Raw genomic sequence first — 24,620 nt, 5'->3', positions numbered from 1 at the left:
CCTGTATTGTTGTGGTTGTGGCAGGGAATCAAAGCGTTAAACGATCATCCTGACTCGGCGCCTACCGCGCTTGTCGCAAGGCCAGCAGGCTCTGGACCAAGGGCTGCAGGTCCAAGCCATTGACGGCTTTGACTTGATCGATCATCGCCTCAGGCCAGCACTGCATACCGAGGCAGGCACCGAGCATCGCGCCGAGCATCGCCGCAATCGTGTCGGTATCGCCGCCCAGACTGGCTGCCAGGCACAGCGCTTCGAACGCGTTCATGTCACCCACCGCGACTTGCTGGGCGAGCGCAAACGACACCACCACCGACTCCTGGGAGGCAACGGAGGTGCCGATCAATTCATACAGCAGGTCAGCGAACAGGGCTTTGTCGCCGCTGCCGACGCTCAGGGTTCGCGCCCAACTGATGCGGGTGGAAATCCGCCCACCGGCGATCCAGTGACCGTGATTTTCCGCCTGCTGGGCGACCTGAGTGCCGATATTCAGCGCTTCCCCCAGATCCACACCGTTGATGCCGGCCGACACCACCGCCGCCACTGCCGCCGCGCTGGAGATGCCCAGCGTGGTGTTGTGAGTGACCTGGCAGGCCTGGATAACCGCTTGGACAAACGCGGTCAGGTCGCTGACGTCGGCGGCGATGCCCACCGGCGTAATGCGCATGGCTGCACCGTTGGTGGTGCCGTAGCGCCCGGATTCTTCCGGCGTGTGGCCGGCGAGGATCATGTCGATGGCGCGCTTGGTAGACGGACCGAGCAGGTCCTGGGAGCCTTTGGCGCGCATCACCGCTTCCCAGTCGATCAGGCGCTGGGCGAGGACAGTCGGCGCGATCCTGCCTTGGCCTTCGACCAGCAATTCAGCCACCAGGATGGCCTGCTCAGTGTCATCAGTGATGGAGCCGGCCGGCATATTGGGCGCGATGGGTTGGTCGGCGTCGGCATCTTCCAGGCCGGTAATGGCACCGAAGCGCTGTTGCACTTGCTCACGGCTCAGGGACTGGGTGGGCATGCCCAGGGCGTCGCCCAGGGCCAGGCCGTAGAACGCGCCGAGCGCGCGGGTATTCGGGGTCATTTCGAAGATCCAAACTGCAGGTGCAGGCGAAAGTGCAGAGGGTCGAGCAAACTTTCGACGTACTCCATAAAGCGCTCGCGGCGGTCGTAAGTGGTGCGTGACGCCTTGAGAAACACGCTCCCGGCCGGTCGGCCAAGCAGCTCGGCGTCTTCATCACTGAGGGGCTCGGCGCCGATCCATTGGTCACCTTCGGCGCCGACATAGCCGTAGGCCGCCAGGGTAATGGTCAGGGAATTGTCGATCAGGCCAACCCGGGGCAAGCTTTCCAGGCCACCCGAAGCCGGCATCAGCGAGCGTTCAAGGGAGACGGCCGTGCCATCGGTGGTGCGTCGGCGGCGGTCGAGGGCAATAAACTGGTCGCTGCCGAAGCGGCTGAACAGATCGGGGCGTGTCACGGCTTCCAGGCGCAGGATATCGGTGGTGACCAATGCGCCGGTATCCGCCAAGGCTTGGGCCCAGCCACTGTTTTGATCGAGCACCATGCCGTCAAACGTAACAATGGAGCCGACACCGCTCTGGGTGGCGATGTAGTTGCGGCGTTTGAGCTCGGCGAGGGCTTCACGTAGCGTGCCGCGACTGACCGCAAACTCTTCGGCCAGTTGATGCTCGCCCGGCAGCAGGAAACCGTCGGCCATCACCCCACCCTCGATACGGCGGATGAGCTCGTCGACGACGCGTTTTTTCTTATCAAATCGAACATGTCTAATCATGTACAAATTGATAACCGAAAGCGCCCGTTTGCAGCAAGCGAATTATTTCAGGGAGATGAAAAAAACCAGACTCACGGCTCCAGGCCGATGCGGAAAAACTCGCCGCAGCTCCATACACCCAGCCAGTTCTGACCATTGATCGGCCGGCTCACCGCCAACTCAACCAATTGGTAGAAAACGTTGCGATGCACCAGGGCCTCGAGGTTGGTACGCACGCGCAGATAGGGCGACGGCTCCTGGGTGACGGGGTCGATTACCACCCGCAATGGGTGTTCGATATCGGCTTCGATGGGCTCGTCGACGTTGGTCATGAAGCGCAGTACCTGACCTTCGCCCTCCCCTTCGACTTCCAGGGTTACCGCGACAAAAGGCGCGTCATCTACGCTGATGCCGACTTTTTCCACGGGAGTGACCAGGAAGTAATCATCGCCATCGCGGCGGATGATGTTGGAGAACAACTTGACCATCGGCTTACGCCCGATCGGCGTGCCCTGGTAAAACCAGGTACCGTCGCGGGCGATGCGCATATCGATGTTGCCGCAGAAATCCGGGTTCCACATGTGCACCGGCGCCGGCCCCTTGCCCTTGGGCAGTTGAGCCAACAGATCGTTGGCCTTGGCGGAATCGGTCATGGCGTTCTCCTCGGTCTTACTGATCGCTCATGCCCAGCAGGCCTCGGGCGTACTGCGCCAAGGGGCGGGCAATCAGATCTTCTGGCTTGTTGTCGTGGAACGTCAGTAAACCGCCACGACTGCGAATACGTGCAGTATCAATCAAATACTGGGTGCTGGTCTCGATCAACATGATCTGGATAACACCGTTGTCCAGGCCAAGCCGGTCCAGCGCCTCTTGATCAGCCCATTCGTCGGCGTTGCCAATACGGTCATCTGCCTTGGCGAAACGGCAGTACAACAGGTAGTGGGCACCCGCCGCACGGGCTTCGGCCATCGCCTGTTCCAGGCCTTCCGGCTGACGAGCGCGGCGCACCATGGGAAAGTATTCGACGAAACCGTTGAAGGCTTCCTCGGCCACCACATTCGGTCGCGGGTAGGCACTGCCCGGCGGAACGAAGACGCCCTGGGCGATAAACACAAACGAGTCCGGCTGTATACGAACCGAGGCGGTACGACGGGTATCGCTGTGGTCAAGCAACCCGGCGTCGCTCATCTGATAGCGGGTGCCTTCGGCCATATCGCTGACGGTCATGCAGCCACCCAACGCCAGAGACGCCAGCAACAAAACCAGACTACGCATCCTAATCCTCCAGAAGCCGGTGACGGAAAACCGGCGAATGGGCACGAGATGCAGAATCCGCGCCATTTGGAAACAACGCAGACCTAAATGTGGGAGGGAGCAAGCCCCCTCCCCTATTGAATGATGTTTAATCTTGGGAAAGGGTTAACCACCGATGATCTTCATGATCGTCGCGCCGCCGGAGAACGCCACTTCCTGCTTGTCACCCAGGGCCTTCATCAGCAGGCCTTGCAGCGCCGGAAGCGCTTGGTGACGAGGTTTGTCCAACAGGTCGCCGACGTAGTGACGGTTGCTCGACGACAGGCAGCCATGCAGCCAGCCGGTCGACGACAACCGCAGCCGTGAACAGGTGCGGCAGAACGGTACGCTTTCGTTGGCGATCACGCCAAAGAAGCCTTTGCCCGGCACTTCGTAGCGCACCGCCGTGGCATCCACGGGAGCGTTGGCTTGCAGGTATTCGTGGTGTTCGCCGATCAGGCCGAGCAATTGTTGCAGGCTGACGAACTGCTGCAGGAACGCGTTGGAGTCCTTTGCAAGGTGGCCCATGCGCATCAATTCAATAAAGCGCAGCTCGTAGCCACGCTCCAGGCAGTAGTCGAGCAGCGGCATCACCTGGTCGAGGTTCTGGCCGCGCAACGGCACCATATTGACCTTGATCTTGATTCCGGCAGCGCGCGCCTGGTCCATGCCGTCGAGCACGGTGGCCAGGTCACCACCACGGGCGATGCTGCGGAAGGCGTCGGCGTCCAGGGTGTCGAGAGAGACGTTGATACGCCGAATGCCGGCGTCCACCAGCAGCGGCAGTTTGCGCGCCAGCAATTGGCCGTTGGTGGTCAGGCTGATATCGCTCAGGCCCATGCCGCCGACTGCGCCCATGAAAGCTTCCAGCTTGGGACTGACCAGCGGTTCGCCGCCGGTGATGCGCAAGCGGTCGATGCCCGCCGCCTCGATCAGATAGGCCACACCACGGGCCATTGCCTCGGCCGAGAGTTCGTCCTGGGCAGCCACCAGCCGCTTGCCGTTTGGCACGCAGTAGGTACACGCGTAATTGCAGGCTGAGGTCAGGCTGATCCGCAAATTGCGAAAACGCCTGCCTTGACGATCAACGATCATGGATCACTCCGGCAGAGGATGATTCGGGCGCGCTAAAAGCTGACTGATAAATCAGCTTTTAGCAAGATCCTTGCCTGAGTATATTCCTGGGGTAATGCGCCTGGCAGTAAATAATCAGCTGGCGGGCGTTTCGACGGGGGCCTGTGGCAGCTCTGCGCTGTGCTTGCGCTTGTTGCCCATGCGCACGCCGATGTCCATCAGGAACTGGAAAAAACCTTCCTGGTCTTCCAGCACGTTGCTCCAGAACGGCGAGTGGTAGAGCGCCACGGCGCCGTGCACCAAGGCCCAGGCGGCGCAGTAGTGGAAATACGGCGGTACGTCTTCAAGCTTGCCTTCGCTGATACGACCCTTGATCAGCAGGGTCAGGCGCTCGAAGTTCGAGGCGCGGATCTTGTGCAGTTCCTCGACCATCTCCGGTACTTGATGGCCCTTGACCACCTTCTCTTCCAGGCGGTCAAACAAGCGGTAACGCTGCGGGTCACGCATGCGGAACTCGAAGTAGGCCCGGGACAAGGCTTCCTTGTCCTTGTCGACATCGGCCGAATGCAGCAGCTCGTTCAGGTCGCGCTCATAGTCGAGCATCAGGCGAAGGTAGATCTCGGCCTTGGACTTGAAGTGTTTGTAGATCGTGCCTTTGCCGATACCCACGGCATCCGCGATCATCTCGACGGTGACGCTGTCTTCGCCTTGTTCGAGGAACAACTTGAGTGCGGTGTCGAGAATTTCCTGCTCACGGCGGCGAAACTCACGGACCTTACGGGGTTCTTTGTGCATGAGGAAGAGGTCTGCAAAGGTCGGAATAGGGAGGGTTGCGCAGGGCCACGAATACATGGCGATACGATTTACCCAGTGCGAGGGATTATCCCGACTGAACGGTCGTTGGGCAACGCCTATGTGAACCCGTGACGCACTTTACTTTCAGCACGCCAACGTTTTCATGGATCGCAGTCAGAAATAATACGCAACAACTACACCCGTACACGTGCCCAATGAGAACTCAAGCGAAGCGCGGGTATTCCAAATCTGTTTAAAAAACGATCAGTCGCGACTGGACTGAATCAGATACTGATCAATACTTGAACTGTCGGCGTGACATCTCCCCCAAGTGAAGCGCCGACCTGGGTACCGACGGACTGTGTGCCCTTGTTTTACTCCTAATGGTCTTAACCCGGATTCACCCCCCAGAACCCGGGTTTTTTTTGCCTGCGATTTAGTCGCGTCGCGCGGCTACATGGGCCAGCGGGAACAGGCGCTTGAAGTTCTCGGTGGTTTGCTCGGCAAAGCGCTCATAGGACTCACCGCGCAGCATGGCCAGGTAATCCGCTACGTCCCGCACATACTCAGGCAGGTTCGGTTTGCCACGATGGGGAATCGGCGCCAGGTATGGCGAGTCGGTTTCCACCAGCAGGCGATCGGCCGGCACTTGGCGCGCGACGTCGCGCAAGGCATCGGCATTGCGGAACGTGACAATGCCTGACAGGGAAATATAGAAACCCAGGTCAAGCGCCGCCTTGGCCATGTCCCAATCTTCGGTAAAGCAATGCAGCACGCCAGCCTGGGGTAAGGCGGCTTCGCGCAACAGGGCCAGGGTGTCGGCACGGGCGCCACGGGTGTGGACAATCACCGGTTTGCCGGTTTGCTGGGCGGCCTGCAAATGCAGGCGAAACGAGGCCTGCTGCAACTCGGCGGCTTCCGGCTCGTAATGGTAGTCCAGGCCGGTTTCGCCAATGGCTACCACACGCGGGTGATTGAGTTCGCCCAGCAGCCAGTCGAGGGCCGGCGCTTCGCCGGGCTTGAGGTCCAGCGGGTGGATACCCACCGAGCAATCCACATCGGCATAACGCTCGGCCAGGGCTTTGACGTCGGCAGCATTTTCGGCGCTGACGCCAATACACAGGAAGTGCCCGACCCCACGCTGGCGTGCAGCGTCGAGGGCAGCATCGAGGGAGCCGCCATGTTGGGCAAGGTCGAGGCGATCAAGGTGGCAATGGGAATCTACAAGCATAGGAAATTACGACTTAAGTCACGGAAAGTGTCTGGCCAACGATACACCGTCGGCCACTGAAATTAACGCCGGCCGAGCAAGCCGACCCACTGCACCAGCAGCGCTTCGAGCAACAGCACGCGGTTGAGGTTGGCCTTGCCGAGCACTTTCTGGCGATGGGCGAGGATCCAGTCCTGAATATTCAGCACCTTGTCCTGCGCGCTTTTCTGCGCGAGGTATTGCACCACCTTGCGCATATCCGGCAGGCCGAGGCCGTTTTCGTCCTGGGTCAACTGGTAGCGCAAGATCAGGCTCGACCAGTCGCAGAACCAATCGAACAGCAGCAGCAAGGGAATATCCTTCCAGGCGCTTTCAGCCAACTGGGTGGCGGACAGCTCTTGCTTGAGCAGTTTTTTCACCCCGTCCACCACCAGGGCTCGCTGCTCACGCACGCCCTGGGCTTGCAGCTTGACGGCAGCCAGCGGGGAACCGGCCGCCAGGGTCAACAGCTCGACCCGTTCTTCTGCGGAACAATCGGGCAGCGCCTGCGCCAGCCATTGCAGGCTCATAGCCTCGCTCGGCAACGGGCAGGCCTGCTGCACGCAACGGCTGCGAATGGTCGGCAACAAGCGGCTGGACTGGTGGCTCACCAGCAAAAGCACCGTGTCGCCGGAGGGTTCTTCCAGGCTCTTGAGCAAGGCATTGGCGGCGTTGATGTTCATCGCCTCCACCGGCTCGATCAGTACCACCTTGCGCCCGCCCATCTGCGCGGTCTGCACCACGAAGCTGACAAGGTCACGCACTTGGTCGACCTTGATCGCCTTGTCGGCTTCCTCGGGTTCGAGCAGATAGTTGTCCGGGTGGCTGCCGGCCTTGAGCAACAGGCAGGATTTGCACGCGCCGCAAGCTTCAAGGTTGACCGGGCGCTGGCACAGCAGGCTGGCCATGAGTCGCTCAGCCAGATCGCGCTTACCAATACCGATCGGCCCGTGCAGCAGATAGGCGTGGGCGTGCTGGGCACGACCGGCCAACTGTTGCCAGAGACTGTCCTGCCATGGGTAGGCTTCAGCCACGGGCGCGCTCCAACAGCTTGGGTAACAGGGCGTCGATGGCCTGCTGCACCTGCGTCAACGGCTGCGCCGCGTCCAGCAGGTGGTAGCGCGCCGGTTCAGCCTGGGCGCGCTTGAGAAACGCGCTGCGCACAGCATCGAAAAAAACCTGGCCTTCCAGCTCGAAACGGTCGAGACGCCCACGGGCGCTGGCACGCGCCATGCCCACTGCCACCGGCAGGTCGAACAGCAGGGTCAGGTCAGGACGTAAATCACCCTGCACAAAGGTTTCCAGGGTAGCGATGCGCGCCAGGGACAAGCCTCGGCCACCACCTTGATAGGCATAAGTGGAATCGGTGAAACGGTCGCAAATCACCACGGCACCACGGGCCAGGGCCGGGCGAATCACCTCGGCCAAGTGCTGGGCACGGGCAGCGAACACCAGCAGCAGCTCGGTGTCCGGATCCATCTGTTCTTCGCCTGGGGCCAGCAACACTTCACGGATGCGCTCGGCCAGCGGTGTCCCGCCGGGCTCACGGGTCAACACCACCTCGACACCTTCAGCGCGCAGACGCTCGGCCAGGTAATCGCGGTTGGTGCTCTTGCCGGCGCCTTCGGGGCCTTCCAGGGTAATAAACAAGCCAGTCACAGGCAGTCCTTAGTCAGAGTTATTGCGGGCTTTGCGGCGCGGCGGCGTCCGGCGCGGGCTCGGCGGGTGCATCAGCAGGCGGCGTCAGGTCTTCCGGCGGTTTTGCCAGCGGTGCCGGGCTTGAGCGGTAATCGGCGCGGCGCTTGAGTTGGAATTCGCGCACCGCAGCATTATGCGCACCCAGGTCATCAGAGAAAACATGGCTGCCGTCGCCACGGGCGACGAAATACAGGCTGCTACCCGGCACCGGGTTCAATGCGGCATGGATGGCCTCGCGGCCGACCATGGCGATTGGCGTCGGCGGCAGGCCCGCAATCATATAGGTGTTGTAGGGGTTGGCTTCCTTGAGGTGCGCGCGGGTCAACTTGCCGTTGTAGCGCTCGCCCAGGCCGTAGATCACGGTGGGGTCGGTCTGCAGCAGCATGCCGATTTTCAGGCGCCGTACGAACACCCCGGCGATCTGCCCACGTTCTTCGGGCACACCGGTCTCTTTCTCCACCAGGGAGGCCATGATCAACGCTTGATAGGGATCGGTATAAGGCGCGTCGGCAGCGCGTTTGCTCCACTCCTGGGCGAGCACGTCATCCAGACGGTTGTAGGCTTTTTTCAGGAACTCGACATCGGTCATCCCACGCACGAAGCGGTAGGTATCCGGGAAGAACCGACCTTCGGGGAACACGCCGGGGTGGCCGAGCTTGTCCATCACTTCGCTGTCACTGAGGCCCGACAGGGTCTGCACGATCTTTTCATGCTTGGCCAGGGCCGAACGCACCTGACGGAAATTCCAGCCTTCTACCAGCGTGAGGCTGTATTGCACCACTTCGCCCCGTTGCCACAGGCCGATCAGGCCTTCGGCGGTCATGCCTGGGGTCATGCGGTATTCACCGCTGTGCAGCGGCTGGCCGTCGAGGTTGAAGCGCCAGTACAAGCGCAGCCAGAAGGCGCCGTCGAGCACGCCGTCGGCTTCGAGGCGATTGAAGGTCCCGGTGGGGGTCGCCCCTGCCGGCACATCGAGCAATTGCTCCTGGGTCAGATTCAACGGCTGCTTGAGGGCAGCGTCATATTTCCAGGCGCAAAAGCCCAACAGCAAAGCCGCCGAGAACAGACCGATCAGCAGCAGTACAACCAGTTTTCGTATCAACTCAAATATCCAATAGCGCGCGAACAATGCCCTGCAGTTTACGGGTGAGCGGCCCAACCGACCAGCTCATCGCAGCGCAGCCACGCACCGGCCAAATGCCATAAACGCTGTTGCACACAAAGACTTCGTCAGCCTGCTGCAATTGCTCCAGGCTGATGTCAGCCACGGCCACCGGGATGTCCAGAGCATGCGCCTGGGCCAGAATCTCAGCGCGCATGACGCCCGCAACGCCGCAACGATTCAGATCGGCGGTTAGTAACAAGCCATTACGCACCAGGAACAGATTGCTGAAGACACCTTCGATGACACGCCCGGACATATCCAGCATCAAACCTTCGGCATGTTCGGCATCCTGCCATTCAGCACGGGCGAGCACCTGCTCCAGGCGATTGAGGTGTTTGAGACCAGCCAGCAGCGGCTGCTCGGCCAAGCGGGTGGTACACGCAAACAGACGAACACCGTCGGTTGCATGGGCCTGGGGATAGGTCGCAGGCGGACTGCCCTGCAAGATACGGCGCACAGGTGCGTCAGGGTTGATGCCATAGCCGCGCAGACTGTCGCCGCGCGTGAGGATCAACTTGAGCACACCGTCGCCGAGAGCGGCGGCATAGGCCTGCACTTCACTACGGACCAAGTGTGTATCCGTAACGAAAGCGAGGCGCCTGCAGCCCTCATCGAGGCGCTGCAGGTGACGGTCAAGCAGCACGGGCTGCCCGACCTTGACGGCGATGGTCTCGAACAGGCCATCACCGTACGCCAGGCCGCGATCTTTCAGGGGCACGCTGTCCGCTGGCTGACCGTCGACCCAGCTGTGCATCACTCGGCGAACCGGCGGAACACCAGGGAACCGTTGGTACCACCAAAACCGAACGAGTTGGAGATCGCAACGTCGATCGGCATCTCTTGCGGCTCATGCGGCACAAAGTTCAGGTCGCAGCCTTCGTCCGGCTCATCGAGGTTGATGGTCGGCGGAGCGACCTGGTCCTTGATGGCCATGACACTGAAGATCGCTTCGACCGCGCCCGCCGCACCCAACAGGTGGCCGGTCATGGACTTGGTGGAGCTGACCGCCAGCTTGTAGGCGTGCTCGCCGAACACCGACTTGATGGCTTCGGCTTCCGCCAGGTCGCCCGTCGGGGTCGAGGTGCCATGGGCGTTGATGTACTGCACCTGGTCCGCATTGACCTTGGCATCGCGCAGGGCGTTGGTGATGCAACGCGCAGCGCCGGCACCGTCGGACGGTGGCGATGTCATGTGATAGGCGTCGCCGCTCATGCCAAAACCGATCAACTCGGCATAGATGGTGGCACCACGCGCCTTGGCGTGCTCCAACTCTTCAAGCACCAGCGCACCGGCACCGTCGGCCAGTACAAAGCCGTCACGGCCCTTGTCCCACGGCCGGCTGGCACGGGTCGGCTCGTCATTGCGGGTCGACAGTGCACGGGACGCGCCGAAGCCGCCCATACCCAGGCCGCAGGCGGCCATTTCAGCGCCACCGGCGATCATCACGTCAGCTTCGTCATAGGCGATGTTACGTGCCGCCATGCCGATGCAGTGGGTGCCCGTGGTGCACGCCGTGGCAATCGCGTAGTTAGGCCCCTGCGCCCCCAAGTGGATGGACAGGAAACCGGAAATCATATTGATGATCGAGCCAGGCACGAAGAACGGTGAAATTCGACGAGGGCCGGAATCATGCAGCGTGCGGCTGGTTTCTTCGATATTGGTCAGACCGCCAATACCCGACCCCATGGCCACGCCGATGCGCTCACGGTTGGCGTCGGTAACTTCCAGGCCGGCGTTACGCACTGCCTGAAAACCGGCTGCCAGGCCGTATTGAATGAACAGGTCGAGTTTGCGGGACTCTTTGATCGAGAGATATTCCTCGACATTGAACCCCTTTACCGAGCCGCCAAAACGGGTGGAATAGGCAGAAAGGTCCGTGTGTTCGATCAGACCAATACCACTGCGGCCAGCCAGAATGCCCTGCCAACTGCTCGGCACATCCGTACCCAGTGGCGATAACATACCCATACCGGTGACTACGACGCGTCTACGCGACACAGCACTCTCCTTTTTCTAATGACGACACTTTGCTTCAGAGCTCACTTTTCATCAGCGCTAAAGAAAAAACCGCACGCCGTTACAGCAGTGCGGTTTTTCCCTAACAGCAAGCGACGACTACAAACGATTACGCCTGGTGGTTAGTAACGTAGTCGATAGCAGCTTGAACAGTAGTGATTTTTTCAGCTTCTTCGTCCGGGATTTCGGTCTCGAATTCCTCTTCCAGAGCCATCACCAGCTCAACGGTGTCAAGGGAATCGGCACCCAGGTCTTCTACGAAGGAAGCAGTGTTGACCACTTCTTCTTCTTTAACACCCAGTTGCTCGGCAACGATTTTCTTGACGCGCTCTTCGATGGTGCTCATACCTTGTTTAACTCCTAATGGACAAATTCAGGCAGCTGGCCAGTGGGTAAGTGTATAGAAAGCCATTTCAGCTTTTCAACTGAAAGCTTCACCCTGTACCCGGTACGCCACCTGCCTATAAATTAAGTTGCAGCTTTATAACGGATTTTAGACAGCTCGTATGACATTTTTTTGAAGCGATCCGTCACAATTTAACTCATGTACATCCCGCCGTTCACCGGGATTGTAGCCCCAGTCACGTATGCCGCACCGTCAGATGCCAGGAAAGTGACCACATTCGCGATCTCTTGAGCCTGGCCCAGACGGCCCAGCGGAATCTGCGTCAGCAACGCTTCACGCTGTGCTTCCGGCAGTTCGCGGGTCATATCGGTGTCGATGAACCCTGGGGCCACCGAGTTGACCGTAATCGACCGCGAGCCGACTTCACGCGCCAGTGCACGGCTGAAACCTTCCAGACCGGCCTTCGCGGCTGCATAGTTTACTTGGCCTGCGTTGCCCATGGCACCCACTACGGAGCCAATATTGATAATTCGCCCCCAACGGGCCTTGGTCATGCCACGCAAAACACCCTTGGACAGGCGAAACAGACTGTTCAGGTTGGTATCGACCACGTCGTACCATTCGTCGTCTTTCATGCGCATCATCAGGTTGTCGCGGGTGATACCGGCGTTGTTCACCAGAATTGCCGGCGCGCCAAACTGCGCGGTGATCTCGGCCAGCACGGCAGCCACGGACTCATCGCTGGTCACGTTCAGCTCAAGGCCGGTGCCTTGAACGCCGTTTTCCTTCAGGGTCGCGGCGATACGCTCGGCGCCCGAAGCAGAAGTGGCGGTGCCAATCACGACGGCGCCCTGACGGCCCAGTTCCAGGGCGATGGCCTGGCCAATGCCACGGCTCGCGCCGGTAACCAGTGCAACTTTACCTTGCAGACTCATGCAGGCTTCTCCTAAGTTCGGGGATCAGGCCAGCGCCGCACGAGCGGCAGCGAAGGCATCCGGGGTATTTAGATTGGCAGTCGACACGCCATCGGCGCAGCGCTTGTTCAGGCCAGCCAGGACTTTGCCCGGGCCGCACTCGACCAGTTCGGTGGCGCCATTGGCGGCCAGGGTCTGGACCGACTCGACCCAGCGCACAGGCTTGTAGAGTTGCTCCAGCAGGTCGCGTTTGAGGGTGTCGAGGTCGGCGGCCACGGCCGCGCTGACGTTCTGCACCAGCGGAATCTGTGGCGCCTGCCAGTTGATGGCAGCGATGGACTCGGCAAAACGCTCGGCAGCCGGGCGCATCAGCTCGCAGTGCGACGGCACGCTCACCGGCAACGGCAATGCACGCTTGGCACCGCGCGCCTTGCAGCCTTCGATGGCACGCTCGACGGCCGCCTTGGCACCGGCGATCACCACCTGACCAGGGGAGTTGAAGTTTACCGCGCTGACCACTTCGCCCTGGGCCGCCTCGGCGCAGGCTTCGATCACCACGGCATCGTCCAGCCCCAGGATAGCGGCCATGCCACCTTGCCCGGCCGGAACCGCTTCCTGCATCAGTTGGCCACGACGCTCGACCAGCTTGACCGCTTCAGCAAGGGTCAGGCTGCCCGCCGCCACCAGGGCGCTGTATTCGCCCAGGCTATGACCGGCCACGAAAGCCGGGCGCGCGCCGCCTTCCGCCAGCCACAAGCGCCACAGGGCGATCGAAGCGGTCAGGATGGCCGGCTGGGTTTTATCGGTTTGATTGAGCAGCTCTTCCGGCCCTTGCTGGGTCAGCGCCCACAGGTCGTAACCCAGGGCCTCGGAAGCTTCCTTGAACGTGTCCAGGATCAGCGGGTATTGCGCGCCCAGCTCGGCCAACATGCCGAGGGACTGCGAACCCTGCCCTGGAAAGACGAATGCGAGGGATGTAGACATGTAACAAGCCCCTAATGATCTGGTCGTCGGAAATGGTCGCTCCTCGGTGGGAGCGTACGAAACTGACAGATTGGATGGTCAATTGAACTGGCCGGTCACATTTAAGCATTCCCTGGCCAATTCGCCTAAGGCAACAGGTCTTCAAGACGGCCGTGCAAGCGTTGCGGCAGGTTTTCCTGGATTTCGATCAACGCCCGCGCAATCGCGCTCTGGAAGCCCTCCACACCGGCGGAACCGTGGCTTTTGACCACAATGCCCTGCAACCCCAGGAAACTCGCGCCATTATGCCGCGCCGGGGCCAGATCGGCCTGCAAGCGACGCATCAACGGCAGCGCCAGGGCACCCACCAGTCGCGATGCGAAATTCTGCCTGAACAACGCCTCGATGCGCGTGGCGATCATGGTCGCCAGGCCTTCGCTGGATTTAAGCAGGATATTGCCGACAAACCCGTCGCACACCACCACGTCCGCTTCGCCACGGTACAAGCCATCACCCTCGACAAAGCCGATGTAATTCAAGCCGCGTGCGCCCTGCAGCAGGGTGGCAGCCAACTTGACCTGCTGGTTGCCCTTGATGTCTTCGGTGCCGATATTCAGCAAGGCCACCCGCGGTCGAGCCACGCCCAGCGCCTCGGCGGCCACCGAGCCCATCACGGCGAACTGGAACAGGTGCTCGGCACTGCAATCCACATTCGCGCCAAGGTCCAGCAGCTGGCAATAGCCTTTCTGCGTCGGAATCGCCGCGACCATCGCCGGCCGATCAATCCCCGGCAGCGTCTTGAGCACATGCCGCGACAACGCCATCAATGCCCCGGTGTTGCCGGCGCTGACACAGGCTTGCACCTTGCCGTCCCGCAACAACTCCAGGGCCACGCGCATTGAAGAGTCAGGCTTGCCGCGCAGGGCAACTGCCGGCTTTTCATCCATGGTGATGGTTTCGCTGGCGGGCGTAACGCTCAGGCGCGCACGATCCACCGCCGGATGGCTGGCAATCAGTTCTTCAAGGAGGGAGGGTTGACCGACGAGGGTCAGGTGCAGCGAGGGGGTAGCAGACAGGCTGGCAATGCAGGCCTGAACAATGCTGCGGGGACCGAAGTCCCCGCCCATTGCGTCAATCGCGATGACTTGAGCAGACAAGTGATTACTCGTCAGCGCCCTTGTCGATCACTTTACGGCCACGGTATACGCCTTCTGGCGATACGTGGTGACGCAGGTGAATTTCACCGGTGGTTTTTTCTACAGACAGAGTGCTTGCCGTCAGGGCATCGTGCGAACGACGCATGTCACGGGCAGAGCGGGATTTTTTGTTCTGCTGAACAGCCATAATTGATTAACTCCTAAACGTTTGGGTCACGCTTTAACTGCGCCAATACACTGAACGGGTTGGACCGCGTTACCTCGTCCTCGCTCGGTTCGGACTCGTCATCGAGACCCGCCGGCTGCTGGCATTCTTCCGGATGATGAGCAGGCACAATGGGCAAGGCGAGCAGAAGCTCCTCCTCGATCAGTGCATGCAGATCCAAAGGATCTTCGCCCAGTTCCAGCACGTCATAACCTTTCGGCAACGACTGGGTATTCGCACCCTCCTTTACCACAGCATAACTGCACTCGCTGTGAATCGGCAGGGTGACCAGCTCAAGACAACGCTGGCAAACCATTTTGACTTCGGTGTCGATAAAGCTGTGAATTACCACAGATTTACGTTCATCTCGTTCAAAAACGAATTTGGCCTGCACCGTACCGACAGTGTCGGAAAGCGGGTCGCAGAGTCTCTCCAAATCGGCCAGCAGCAACTCACCTTGAAGGGAAGTGCCACGATCAGCCAATTTGCGCGGGTCAACGTGAGGTGGAATCGGGTCATTCAACATAGGCGCAGCATTATAGGGATGCACCCAGCCATGTCAAAGGAAATTCAGCCCTGTGCGTCAGCCGGTCGCCCCGCTAGAATCGGCGGCTGCCTTGAGGAGACGTATATGCTGCCTTTATTGCTCGCTTCCAGCTCGGTTTACCGCCGGGAATTGCTCAGCCGCCTGCACCTGCCGTTCATCTGCAGCTCGCCGGATATCGACGAAAGCCACGCCACCAATGAGTCCGCCGTGGATCTGGTCAAACGCCTGGCCGAACAGAAAGCCCGCGCCCTCGCCGCCAGCCACCCAGGCCACCTGATCATAGGCTCCGACCAGGTAGCTGCCCTGGAAGGCCGGATCATCGGCAAACCCCATACGTTCGAGAATGCTCGTGAGCAACTGCTGGCCGCCAGCGGCAAGCGCGTGAGTTTCCTCACTGGCCTGGCCCTGCTTAACAGCGAGACGGGGCACTGCCAGGTCGACTGCGTGCCCTTTACCGTGCACATGCGCGAGCTGGATGCAGCGCGCATCGAGCGCTACCTGCGGAGCGAGCAGCCGTATGACTGCGCGGGCAGCTTCAAGGCTGAAGGGTTGGGCGTGAGTTTGTTTCAGAGCACCGAAGGGCCGGACGCGACCAGCCTCGTCGGCTTACCGCTGATTCGTTTGGTCGACATGCTGCTCAGCGAAGGCGTGCAAATCCCTTAAGAGCACTGCAAAACCAAATGCGGGAGGGGCAAGTCGAATCGTCGCACCGCCCCTCCCACATTTTGATCTACGACAGACTTCAGCTATCAGCGCAGCGTCGGACCCTGGAAGCCCATATACAGCGCCAGCTTCTCAGCCACGCTGGCACCAAGCTTCTTGGAGAAACGATCAAACGGCGATTCTTCAACAGTGAAGTCCACCAGCTCTTTCTCGCCGATCACGTCCCGCGCCACCAGGCTGGCACTGCCCAAACCATCGATCAGCCCCAGCGGCAATGCTTGCTCGCCCGACCACACCAACCCGGAGAACAACTCCGGATGCTCTTTATCCTTCAGGCGATCCCCACGCCCCTGCTTCACGCTGGCGATGAACTGGCGATGGGTCGTATCGAGCACACCCTGCCAGAACTGGGTTTCATCGGCCTTTTGCGGCTGGAACGGATCAAGGAACGACTTATGCTCGCCCGAGGTGTAGGTGCGGCGCTCAACACCCAGCTTCTCCATAGTGCCAACAAACCCGTATCCGGCCGCCGTCACACCGATGGAGCCCACCAGGCTGGCCTTGTCGGCGTAGATCTGGTCAGCGGCACTGGCAATGTAATAGGCACCGGAGGCACCCAGGTCGGAAATCACCGCGTACAGCTTGGTTTCCGGGTGCAGGCCACGCAGACGGCGAATCTCGTCATACACATAGCCCGATTGCACCGGGCTGCCGCCTGGGCTGTTGATGCGCAGGATCACGCCCTTGACCTTGGGATCTTCAAACGCAGCACGCAGGCTGCTGACGATATTGTCGGCGCTGGCGGGCTCCTTGTCGGCGATCACCCCACGCACTTCGATCAACGCGGTGTAATTGGCGCCACGGGTTGCGCTCTTTTCCATATCCATCAGCGGGCTGAACAGCGCCAGCATGAGCAACAGGTAAGTAAAGGTCAGCAACTTGAAGAAAATCCCCCAGCGCCGCGCTCGACGCTGTTCCTGGACACCGGCCAGGAGCGTCTTCTCCAGCAGCTTCCAGCTCTTTTCATCACCGCTTTCAGCCTTTTCAGGCGCTTTCCACTCGTCACTCATACCATCAACCCCAGCAAAGACTTATTGGGCCCGATTGAGCCAGGCCTGCAATTCAGAAAAATGATCAATCGTGACCCGAGGCTCGTAGTGCTGCAAAGCCTCGGCGGACTGGGCGCCATAGCTGACCGCCACGCTGTCCATGCCGGCGTTGCGCGCCATCATCAGGTCGAAGGAAGCGTCGCCCACCATCAGCGCCTGTCGCGGCGAGACGCCGCAATGAGCAATGATCTGCTCCAGCATCAGAGGGTGAGGTTTGCTGGCGGTTTCATCCGCAGCGCGGGTGATATCAAAAGAATCTTCAAAGCCATGCGCCTTGAGCACTCGGTCCAACCCGCGACGGGCCTTGCCGGTGGCCACGGCCAGGTGATAGCCCTGGGCGCGAAAGGCCTCCAGCGACTGCGCCACACCGTCGAACAGCGGTGAAGGCGTAGCCTCCAGCGCGATGTAGTGATCAGCATAATGGTCGCGGAATGTCACCAGCTCAGCGTCACTGATCTGGGGGTACAGGGTACGGATCGCCTCAGGCAAGCCCAGACCGATAATGCCCTTGACCGCCAGGTCAGTGCACAACTCAAAGCCCGAACGCTTGGAAGCGGCGTGCATCGACTCGACAATCCGACCAATGGAATTACACAGGGTGCCGTCCCAATCAAAAATCAGCAGCTTGTAGTCAAGGTGCGACACTCAAACGCTCCACGGTCTTGGCCCACATCTCATCGACCGGCGCCTGCAGCTTCAGCTCGCCGCCGTCAGGCAGCGGCACGGTGAGCATGTAGGCGTGCAGGAACAGGCGCTTGCCACCCAGGTCGCGGATTTCCTTGGAAAAACCCTCATCGCCGTACTTGGTATCGCCAGCAATGCAGTGGCCCGCATGCAAGGTGTGCACGCGAATCTGGTGGGTACGCCCAGTAACGGGTTTGGCCTCGACCATGGTGGCGAAGTCGCCGAAGCGACGCAGCACCTTGAACAGGGTCAGGGCTTCTTTGCCCTCTTCGTCCACTTCGACCATGCGCTCGCCGGAGCGCAAGTTGCTCTTCTGCAAAGGCGCGCGGACGCTCTTGATCGAACTGGCCCAGTTGCCGCGCACCAGCGCCATGTAGCGCTTGTCCACGCCATCGCCGCGCAGGGCGGTGTGCAGGTGGCGCAACATGCTGCGTTTCTTGGCGATCATCAACAGGCCAGAGGTGTCGCGGTCCAGGCGGTGGACCAGCTCCAGCTCCTTGCAATCCGGGCGCAACTGACGGAAGGCTTCGATCACGCCGAAATTCAGGCCGCTGCCACCGTGAACCGCAATACCGCAGGGCTTGTTGATCACGATCAGCTTGTTGTCTTCGAAGACAATCGATGCTTCAAGGCGCTGCAGCAGGCCTTGAGCCAGAGGCACAGGCTCGTCGCGCTCAGGCACGCGCACCGGTGGCACACGGACGATATCGCCCGCCTGCAGCTTGTACTCAGGCTTGATGCGCCCCTTGTTCACGCGCACTTCGCCTTTACGCAAAATGCGGTAGATCAAGGTCTTGGGCACGCCTTTGAGCCTGGCCAGGAGAAAATTATCGATGCGTTGGCCGGCATATTCCGGCGAGACCTCAAGCAGCTGGACGCTGGGGGTCTGGGGGGCGGTAGTCGTCATGGCGGCGATGATAACAATTTTTTATGGAATTGAAGCACTTAATCATTGCTGCTATAGTCGCGAACGCCGCCAAAAGCGGCCTGGACAGAGGACTAGCGGCAAACTGCCGGCCCTGACCATCGCAATTCATCAGGACGCGAGGCCGTCCTACGGGGCGTTCACCACCCTGGAAGGCTTGAGATTGTAACAAGCGCAGGTGACATGAGGCCTGAAGCGAGTGCAGAAAGCAGAGTGAATACTCGCGTTCTGCGCCGATATTTACGGCCAGTTCACAAAGTGCAGTCAGTCTTGAGCCGGACCACGGCGAATGCTTCGGAAACAACGCCTGTTAAGAGCTGAGTGAGAGCGCAGTCGCCCACACTCAGTCTTGTTTAGCCATGAGCGTGGACTCCCCATTGGAGAACACGGTAAATGCCAACCCGCTGCGGATTCTGCGCGCGGCAGCACCCGAATTATCAGGGATACGTGTAGGGTGGAGATGCACAACCGTCGGACCGTGTAGCACTAGGCTTATATTTAGACGCTTCATCTCGTCCACAGTCGCCGGTTGATTCCTCCTCCTGACCTTAGCTTTTGTTGAAGTGGTGCCTTTGTCACCACCGCTAACAAGCAGGACGCGTCCGTCGCGATACCGGCCCAATTGGCCGATTTTGCTGGACACTGGAGTGGCCAACCACTCTTGACGCACCTGACACCGACCGTGAGAAGTCGTGTGTGCCGAACGCCGTTTCCGGCAGCCCGGAAACCGACGGTACAACATGAAAAGAATGCTGATTAACGCAACTCAACCCGAAGAGTTGCGTGTTGCACTGGTAGATGGCCAACGCCTCTACGACCTGGACATCGAATCCGGTGCACGCGAGCAAAAGAAGGCCAACATCTATAAAGGCCGTATTACTCGCATCGAACCAAGCCTTGAGGCTGCCTTTGTCGATTTCGGCTCCGAGCGCCACGGCTTCCTGCCCCTCAAAGAAATCTCCCGCGAATACTTCAAGAAAGCCCCAGAAGGCCGCGTGAACATCAAGGACGTCCTGAGCGAAGGCCAGGAAGTCATCGTTCAGGTCGAAAAAGAAGAACGTGGCAACAAGGGCGCCGCCCTGACCACCTTCATCAGCCTGGCCGGCCGCTACCTCGTGCTGATGCCGAACAATCCACGTGCCGGCGGCATCTCCCGTCGCATCGAAGGCGAAGAGCGCAACGAACTGCGTGAAGCGCTGAACGGCCTGATCGCACCAGCCGACATGGGCCTGATCGTGCGCACTGCCGGCCTGGGCCGCAGCAGCGAAGAAATGCAGTGGGACCTCGACTACCTGCTGCAACTGTGGACCGCCATCAAAGAAGCGTCTCTGGATCGTTCCGCGCCGTTCCTGATCTACCAGGAAAGCAACGTGATCATCCGCGCCATCCGCGATTACCTGCGCCAGGACATCGGCGAAGTGCTGATCGACAGCGTTGAAGCCCAGGACGAAGCCCTGACCTTCATCCGCCAGGTGATGCCGCAGTACGCCAGCAAGATCAAGCTGTACGAAGACAGCGTGCCGCTGTTCAACCGTTTCCAGATCGAAAGCCAGATCGAGACCGCTTTCCAGCGTGTCGTCGAACTGCCTTCCGGTGGCTCCATCGTGATCGACCCGACCGAAGCCCTGGTGTCCATCGACATCAACTCGGCGCGCGCCACGAAGGGTAGCGACATCGAAGAAACCGCCCTGCAGACCAACCTGGAAGCGGCTGAAGAAATCGCCCGCCAACTGCGCCTGCGTGACATCGGCGGCCTGATCGTGATCGACTTCATCGACATGACCCCCGCCAAGAATCAGCGCGCCGTGGAAGAGAAAGTCCGCGAATGCCTGGAAGCTGACCGTGCCCGCGTACAGGTCGGCCGCATCTCGCGCTTCGGCCTGCTGGAAATGTCCCGTCAGCGCCTGCGTCCATCCTTGGGCGAGAGCAGCGGCATCGTCTGCCCGCGTTGCAACGGCACCGGCATCATCCGTGACGTTGAATCGCTGTCCCTGGCGATCCTGCGCCTGATCGAAGAAGAAGCCCTGAAAGACCGCACCGCCGAAGTCCGCGCACAAGTGCCGATCCCGGTTGCCGCTTTCCTGCTCAACGAAAAACGCAACTCGATCACCAAGATCGAACTGCGCACCCGTGCCCGTATCGTGATCCTGCCGAACGATCACCTCGAAACGCCGCACTTCGAAGTACAGCGCCTGCGTGACGACAGCCCGGAAGCCCACAGCGGCCAATCCAGCTACGAAATCGCTGCTGCCGCTGCCGAAGTGGAAGAAGTCCAGCCAGCCGCCGCGACCCGCACCCTGGTGCGCCAGGAGGCTGCCGTGAAGACCGCGCCTGCCCGTGCCAACGCACCGGTGCCGGTTGAAGCCGCTGCCCCGGTTGCTGCGCCGGCCGCCCTGCCTGAGCCAAGCCTGTTCAAGGGCCTGGTGAAGTCGCTGGTCAGCCTGTTCGCCACCAAGGAAGAGCCTGCGGCGCCGGTTGTGGTTGAAAAGCCTGCAACCGAACGCCCAGCGCGCAACGAAGAACGTCGCAACGGTCGCCAGCAGAGCCGCAACCGTAACGGTCGTCGTGACGAAGAGCGCAAGCCACGTGAAGAACGTGCGCCGCGCGAAGAGCGCGCCCCTCGTGAAGAGCGTGCACCTCGCGAAACCCGTGAAGAAACCCCGGCCGTAGCCCGTGAAGAACGTGCACCGCGTGAAGAGCGCGCACCACGTACCCCACGCGCTCCGCGTGAAGATCGCAAGCCGCGCGGCGAGCGTGAAGAACGTGTGCGTGAACTGCGCGAGCCACTGGATGCCACCCCAGCTGTTGCTGGCGCTGCAGCCGCCACCGCTGAAGAGCGTCCAGCTCGCCAGCCACGTGAAGAGCGTGCGCCACGTGAAGAGCGCCAGCCGCGCCCTCCGCGTGAAGAGCGTCAACCACGTACCGAGCAAGCCGCTGCCACCAGCGAAGAAGAAGTGCTGACCGGCGAAGAGCAACTGCAGGAAGACGGCCAGGACAACGCCGAAGGCGATCGTCCACGCCGCCGCTCCCGTGGCCAGCGTCGTCGCAGCAACCGTCGTGAGCGTCAGCGTGATGCCAACGGCAACGTGATCGAAGGCTTGGAAGAGACCGGCGAGAACGCAGAAGGCACGAACAACGAGCCAACGGGTGCCGAACTGGCTGCCGGCCTGGCCGTTACCGCTGCGGTTGCCAGCTCGGTGATCAGCGCACCGGCTGAAGCCCAGGCGCATGAACAGGCTGAACGCGCGACTGCCGCTGTTGAAGAAACCGCAGCTGTAGAAGCGCCAGTTGCCGAGACCCCTGTGGTTGAAGCACCGGTCGTTGAAGCAACCTCTCCTATCGAAGCCCCAGTGGTTCCGGAAGTGGAAGTGGCACCGACCCGCGACGCCCAGCCAGAAGCCGAAGTGATTGCGGTAGAACCCGCTCCGGTGGCTGAGCCTGAACCAGTGGTTGAAGCCGCTGTTCAAGCCCCGGCGATCGAAGAAGCTGCCCCGGTGGTGCGTGAAGTTCGCGAAGAACAGACCGCCTTCCAGTGGACTGCCGAACCGGCCGCCCCGGTTGAAGCGCCAGCCCCTGCCCCCGTGGTAGAAGAAGCGCCAGCACCGGTTGCCGAAGTCGTGGTTGCAGAGCCAGCACCAGTGGTTGAGGCTGCTCCGGTGGTTGAACCTGCGCCAGCGGTTGAAGCGCCTGTGGTTGCCGAAGTTGCCGCCCCGGTGGTTGAAGCCACTCCGGCCAGCGCCCTGACCGAAAACGGCCGTGCGCCGAACGACCCACGTGAAGTGCGTCGTCGTCGCAAGGAAGCCGAGGCCGCCGCTGCTGCAGCAGCTGCTGCACCGGCCGTGGTCGAAGCTGTCGAAGCGCCAGCTCCGGTTACTGAAACCGTTGTTGAGCACAAGGCCCTGGAAGAAGAGCACGAACCTAAACCGTTCGCCTGATTCCTTCAGCCACTAAAAAGCCCCGCCTGAGTGATCAGGCGGGGCTTTTTTATTCAAGCGGAAAAACCGATCCATCACTTGTGCAATGTCTTCACCAACCCATACCGCCCGCCATCTTATCGTAACGATTTGCCGCGTTCTCAAGCCGCTGTTGCCCGGCAGCGTTCGAGAATACTGGCCTATTTTTTCCTGAATTGGACTCCTGAGGCTTCACATCAGCTTTCACCTCGGCTTTCGGCTGATCCGTCACGCCGGAGACAGGAGAAGACTGCACAACAGGAGGGGTAGGGACATAAGGTTGAATTCTAAGCATTAGCGCTACTCTGATTTTCGTTAAGGAACCGTAGCGGAACTGCTACAGCGACCTCATTTAATAAACAGCCGTAAATTTCGGACATCAGAGTTATCGCAATGCGAGGTCAGAGCAGTCGCCAACAGTTGTACCCCCACTTGCATCCTCATACCTCAGCTGTCTGGGTATATCCACATCCCATAACACGCCAGGATCATCCACCTGCACCTCTCTTACAACGGCATACGCAAACAGCGGCTTTGCCCCACGGTCACCGCTAAGCGCCATTAACGCCGGACCAAACGAACGCGCAAAGGCAACCGGATGTCCATATTGTCCAGCGTGCGCCAGCACATTGATGCTTTCCAGGCCCTCTATCACACGCTCAATACTGGAGGGCCGTATAAACGGCATATCCCCCAGCACCACCAACCAGCCATCCGCCGTGCCACTGGCGGCTACGGCTGCGGCGATGCTTTCACCCATGCCGGCTGACTGCAGCAGCAAGACCTGGCAGCCATACGCTTCGGCCAACCGAATGACCTCCGTGCGATCCGGCGAGGTCACCAGCCAGCGCGCCACCAGGCGATCCGGCAAATTCACCAATACCTGCTCGATCACCGGCCGCGTCACGCCATCATGACCCACGCAATCGGCGAGCAATTTATCCTGGTCAGCCCCCGCCTCGGCTCGGAACCGGCTGCCCTGCCCCGCCGCCAAAACAATCGCCGTCACCATTACTCAGCAACCACCGGCAGGGGCTTTTTCTGCATCGGCGCCACGCCGTTCTTGATCGCGACAATTTCCGCCATCAACGACAAGGCGATCTCCGCCGGCGTATGGCTACCGATATGCAAACCAATCGGCCCATGCAAACGCGCAATGGCCTGTGCCGATAAGCCCAGCGCCGCCAGATCCTCGCGACGCTTCTGGCTATTGACCCGCGAACCCAGCGCGCCAATGTAGAAGGCACTGGAGTTCAGTGCCGTCAGCAAGGCCATATCGTCGAGGCGCGGATCATGGGTCAGGCAGACAATTGCCGTACGCTCGTCGGTCTGGATGTTCAGCACTGCCTCATCAGGCATGCCCGGCACGAAGCGGCCGTGCTGCGCCTCCCAGCCGTAGACAAACTCTTGGCGCGGGTCGCAGATCAGCACTTCGAAATCCAGCAAGCGCGCCATCTCCGCCACGTAGCGTGACAACTGCCCGGCGCCGATCAATAACAGGCGCCAGCGCGGGCCGTAGATGGCCCGCAGGCGCTCACCATCAAATGTGACGACATCAGTCTTACTCGCCGCGCTCAGGCTCACGTGACCCGTGGCAAGGTCCAGTTCGCGCGCGACAATTTCATGGGCCTCACAGCGTGCGAGCAACTCCGCTACCCAGGCCCAATCGTCCACGCGCTCTTCAGTGAGGCGCAGCGTGCCGCCACACGGCAAGCCGAAACGCGCGGCCTCGTCGCGAGTCACGCCGTACGTCACCAACTGCACCGGCGGCCCGTCATGCGCCAGACGGCCATCCTGCAAGCGGGCGATCAAGTCGTCCTCAATGCAACCGCCGGATACCGACCCAATGACCACGCCGTCGCCACGCAAGGCCAACATCGCGCCCGGTGGACGCGGCGCACTGCCCCAGGTCTGGACCACGCTATACAACACCACCTGCTGCCCCGCGCGGCGCCATTCGAGCACGCTGCGCAGGACATTCAAATCAACACTGTCCATAAATCCTCCTGCCAGTCTGCGTTTGGAACCTGCCACGTGGCGCGAATTTCATCGAGTAGATGACTCTAAGTGAAAATATTGCAAAAAAGTAATCCCACACAAACG

25 protein-coding genes are annotated in these 24,620 nt (G+C 60.6%); 2 read left to right on the top strand and 23 right to left on the bottom strand.

The genetic code is table 11. The features are described from left to right. Nucleotides 1-61: 61 nt before the first annotated feature. The 18 genes from AD670_RS28950 to AD670_RS28865 all read right to left on the bottom strand — a co-directional run bounded on the left by AD670_RS28950 (nucleotide 62) and on the right by AD670_RS28865 (nucleotide 15,162). Nucleotides 62-1,072 carry an ADP-ribosylglycohydrolase family protein gene (locus tag AD670_RS28950; protein ID WP_053140169.1) on the bottom strand — a complete coding sequence of 337 codons (1,011 nt, stop codon included), beginning with the start codon at nucleotides 1,070-1,072 and terminating at the stop codon, nucleotides 62-64. After that, nucleotides 1,069-1,782 carry a GntR family transcriptional regulator gene (locus tag AD670_RS28945; RefSeq protein WP_053140166.1) on the bottom strand — a complete coding sequence of 238 codons (714 nt, stop codon included), beginning with the start codon at nucleotides 1,780-1,782 and terminating at the stop codon, nucleotides 1,069-1,071. The genes AD670_RS28950 and AD670_RS28945 overlap by 4 nt, the downstream gene beginning before the upstream one ends. A gap of 71 nt (nucleotides 1,783-1,853) precedes the next feature. After that, the gene (locus AD670_RS28940; protein WP_053140163.1) at nucleotides 1,854-2,414 is read right to left on the bottom strand and encodes a DUF1285 domain-containing protein; all 561 of its coding nucleotides are present in this window, start codon (nucleotides 2,412-2,414) and stop codon (nucleotides 1,854-1,856) included. A gap of 16 nt (nucleotides 2,415-2,430) precedes the next feature. Continuing rightward, the gene (locus AD670_RS28935) at nucleotides 2,431-3,036 is read right to left on the bottom strand and encodes a DUF4823 domain-containing protein (protein ID WP_053140160.1); all 606 of its coding nucleotides are present in this window, start codon (nucleotides 3,034-3,036) and stop codon (nucleotides 2,431-2,433) included. 144 nt (nucleotides 3,037-3,180) lie between these two features. Beyond that, a complete protein-coding gene (locus tag AD670_RS28930; protein ID WP_053140157.1) occupies nucleotides 3,181-4,149 on the bottom strand; it encodes a GTP 3',8-cyclase MoaA in 969 nt (322 codons plus the stop codon). 114 nt (nucleotides 4,150-4,263) lie between these two features. Further along, entirely contained in the window at nucleotides 4,264-4,923 is a 660-nt protein-coding gene (locus AD670_RS28925; RefSeq protein WP_053140154.1) for a TetR/AcrR family transcriptional regulator, read from the bottom strand. A 436-nt stretch (nucleotides 4,924-5,359) separates the two neighbouring features. Next, nucleotides 5,360-6,154 (bottom strand): TatD family hydrolase, encoded by a 795-nt coding sequence (locus tag AD670_RS28920; RefSeq protein WP_053140151.1) that lies wholly within the window; start codon nucleotides 6,152-6,154, stop codon nucleotides 5,360-5,362. A gap of 62 nt (nucleotides 6,155-6,216) precedes the next feature. Then, nucleotides 6,217-7,206 carry a DNA polymerase III subunit delta' gene (locus tag AD670_RS28915; RefSeq protein WP_053140146.1) on the bottom strand — a complete coding sequence of 330 codons (990 nt, stop codon included), beginning with the start codon at nucleotides 7,204-7,206 and terminating at the stop codon, nucleotides 6,217-6,219. After that, nucleotides 7,199-7,831 carry a dTMP kinase gene (gene tmk, locus AD670_RS28910; RefSeq protein ID WP_053140143.1) on the bottom strand — a complete coding sequence of 211 codons (633 nt, stop codon included), beginning with the start codon at nucleotides 7,829-7,831 and terminating at the stop codon, nucleotides 7,199-7,201. Before tmk ends, AD670_RS28915 begins: the two co-directional genes overlap by 8 nt. A gap of 19 nt (nucleotides 7,832-7,850) precedes the next feature. Continuing rightward, the gene (gene mltG / locus AD670_RS28905; RefSeq protein WP_053140140.1) at nucleotides 7,851-8,972 is read right to left on the bottom strand and encodes an endolytic transglycosylase MltG; all 1,122 of its coding nucleotides are present in this window, start codon (nucleotides 8,970-8,972) and stop codon (nucleotides 7,851-7,853) included. 1 nt (nucleotide 8,973) lies between these two features. Next, nucleotides 8,974-9,789, bottom strand: a complete 816-nt coding sequence (pabC, locus tag AD670_RS28900; protein ID WP_053140136.1) for an aminodeoxychorismate lyase — start codon at nucleotides 9,787-9,789, stop codon at nucleotides 8,974-8,976. Continuing rightward, nucleotides 9,789-11,033: a beta-ketoacyl-ACP synthase II gene (gene fabF, locus AD670_RS28895; RefSeq protein WP_053140134.1), complete on the bottom strand. Its 1,245-nt coding sequence runs from the start codon at nucleotides 11,031-11,033 to the stop codon at nucleotides 9,789-9,791. Before fabF ends, pabC begins: the two co-directional genes overlap by 1 nt. Nucleotides 11,034-11,160: 127 nt before the next feature. After that, complete coding sequence (gene acpP / locus AD670_RS28890) at nucleotides 11,161-11,397, bottom strand: acyl carrier protein (protein ID WP_003442511.1); 237 nt, start codon at nucleotides 11,395-11,397, stop codon at nucleotides 11,161-11,163. Nucleotides 11,398-11,588: 191 nt separating this feature from the next. Beyond that, entirely contained in the window at nucleotides 11,589-12,332 is a 744-nt protein-coding gene (gene fabG / locus AD670_RS28885) for a 3-oxoacyl-ACP reductase FabG (protein ID WP_015885432.1), read from the bottom strand. A 24-nt stretch (nucleotides 12,333-12,356) separates the two neighbouring features. Then, entirely contained in the window at nucleotides 12,357-13,295 is a 939-nt protein-coding gene (gene fabD / locus AD670_RS28880; RefSeq protein ID WP_053140131.1) for an ACP S-malonyltransferase, read from the bottom strand. A gap of 125 nt (nucleotides 13,296-13,420) precedes the next feature. Beyond that, on the bottom strand, nucleotides 13,421-14,431 hold the full coding sequence (gene plsX / locus AD670_RS28875) for a phosphate acyltransferase PlsX (protein ID WP_082341067.1): 1,011 nt from the start codon (nucleotides 14,429-14,431) through the stop codon (nucleotides 13,421-13,423). 4 nt (nucleotides 14,432-14,435) lie between these two features. Further along, on the bottom strand, nucleotides 14,436-14,618 hold the full coding sequence (rpmF, locus tag AD670_RS28870; protein ID WP_008152339.1) for a 50S ribosomal protein L32: 183 nt from the start codon (nucleotides 14,616-14,618) through the stop codon (nucleotides 14,436-14,438). Nucleotides 14,619-14,631: 13 nt separating this feature from the next. Next, a complete protein-coding gene (locus tag AD670_RS28865; RefSeq protein WP_027607804.1) occupies nucleotides 14,632-15,162 on the bottom strand; it encodes a YceD family protein in 531 nt (176 codons plus the stop codon). Nucleotides 15,163-15,267: 105 nt separating this feature from the next. Here AD670_RS28865 and AD670_RS28860 point away from each other — a divergent pair, with 105 nt between their 5' ends. Further along, the gene (locus tag AD670_RS28860; RefSeq protein WP_053140126.1) at nucleotides 15,268-15,846 is read left to right on the top strand and encodes a nucleoside triphosphate pyrophosphatase; all 579 of its coding nucleotides are present in this window, start codon (nucleotides 15,268-15,270) and stop codon (nucleotides 15,844-15,846) included. A gap of 86 nt (nucleotides 15,847-15,932) precedes the next feature. On the opposite strand, the gene AD670_RS28855 is transcribed toward AD670_RS28860, so the two are convergent. The 3 genes from AD670_RS28855 to rluC are packed head-to-tail and all read right to left on the bottom strand — an operon-like array spanning nucleotide 15,933 to nucleotide 18,546. Then, nucleotides 15,933-16,916 (bottom strand): S49 family peptidase, encoded by a 984-nt coding sequence (locus tag AD670_RS28855; RefSeq protein WP_053140122.1) that lies wholly within the window; start codon nucleotides 16,914-16,916, stop codon nucleotides 15,933-15,935. 21 nt (nucleotides 16,917-16,937) lie between these two features. After that, entirely contained in the window at nucleotides 16,938-17,600 is a 663-nt protein-coding gene (locus AD670_RS28850; RefSeq protein ID WP_053140117.1) for an HAD-IA family hydrolase, read from the bottom strand. Continuing rightward, nucleotides 17,587-18,546 (bottom strand): 23S rRNA pseudouridine(955/2504/2580) synthase RluC, encoded by a 960-nt coding sequence (gene rluC / locus AD670_RS28845; protein WP_053140114.1) that lies wholly within the window; start codon nucleotides 18,544-18,546, stop codon nucleotides 17,587-17,589. Before rluC ends, AD670_RS28850 begins: the two co-directional genes overlap by 14 nt. 767 nt (nucleotides 18,547-19,313) lie before the next feature. Here rluC and rne point away from each other — a divergent pair. After that, nucleotides 19,314-22,499: a ribonuclease E gene (rne, locus tag AD670_RS28840; RefSeq protein WP_082341066.1), complete on the top strand. Its 3,186-nt coding sequence runs from the start codon at nucleotides 19,314-19,316 to the stop codon at nucleotides 22,497-22,499. 403 nt (nucleotides 22,500-22,902) lie between these two features. Here rne and AD670_RS28835 read toward each other — a convergent pair whose 3' ends face one another. Both AD670_RS28835 and AD670_RS28830 read right to left on the bottom strand, forming a co-directional pair. Continuing rightward, entirely contained in the window at nucleotides 22,903-23,529 is a 627-nt protein-coding gene (locus AD670_RS28835) for an NTP transferase domain-containing protein (protein ID WP_053140110.1), read from the bottom strand. After that, nucleotides 23,529-24,515 carry an XdhC family protein gene (locus AD670_RS28830; protein WP_053140108.1) on the bottom strand — a complete coding sequence of 329 codons (987 nt, stop codon included), beginning with the start codon at nucleotides 24,513-24,515 and terminating at the stop codon, nucleotides 23,529-23,531. The genes AD670_RS28835 and AD670_RS28830 overlap by 1 nt, the downstream gene beginning before the upstream one ends. Between the last annotated feature and the right edge of the window lie 105 nt (nucleotides 24,516-24,620).

The organism is Pseudomonas sp. MIACH, from assembly GCF_001269925.1.
Classification (GTDB): domain Bacteria; phylum Pseudomonadota; class Gammaproteobacteria; order Pseudomonadales; family Pseudomonadaceae; genus Aquipseudomonas.
The sequence above is the reverse complement of the archived record's forward strand: the minus strand, read 5'-3'. Positions and strand labels throughout refer to the sequence as shown.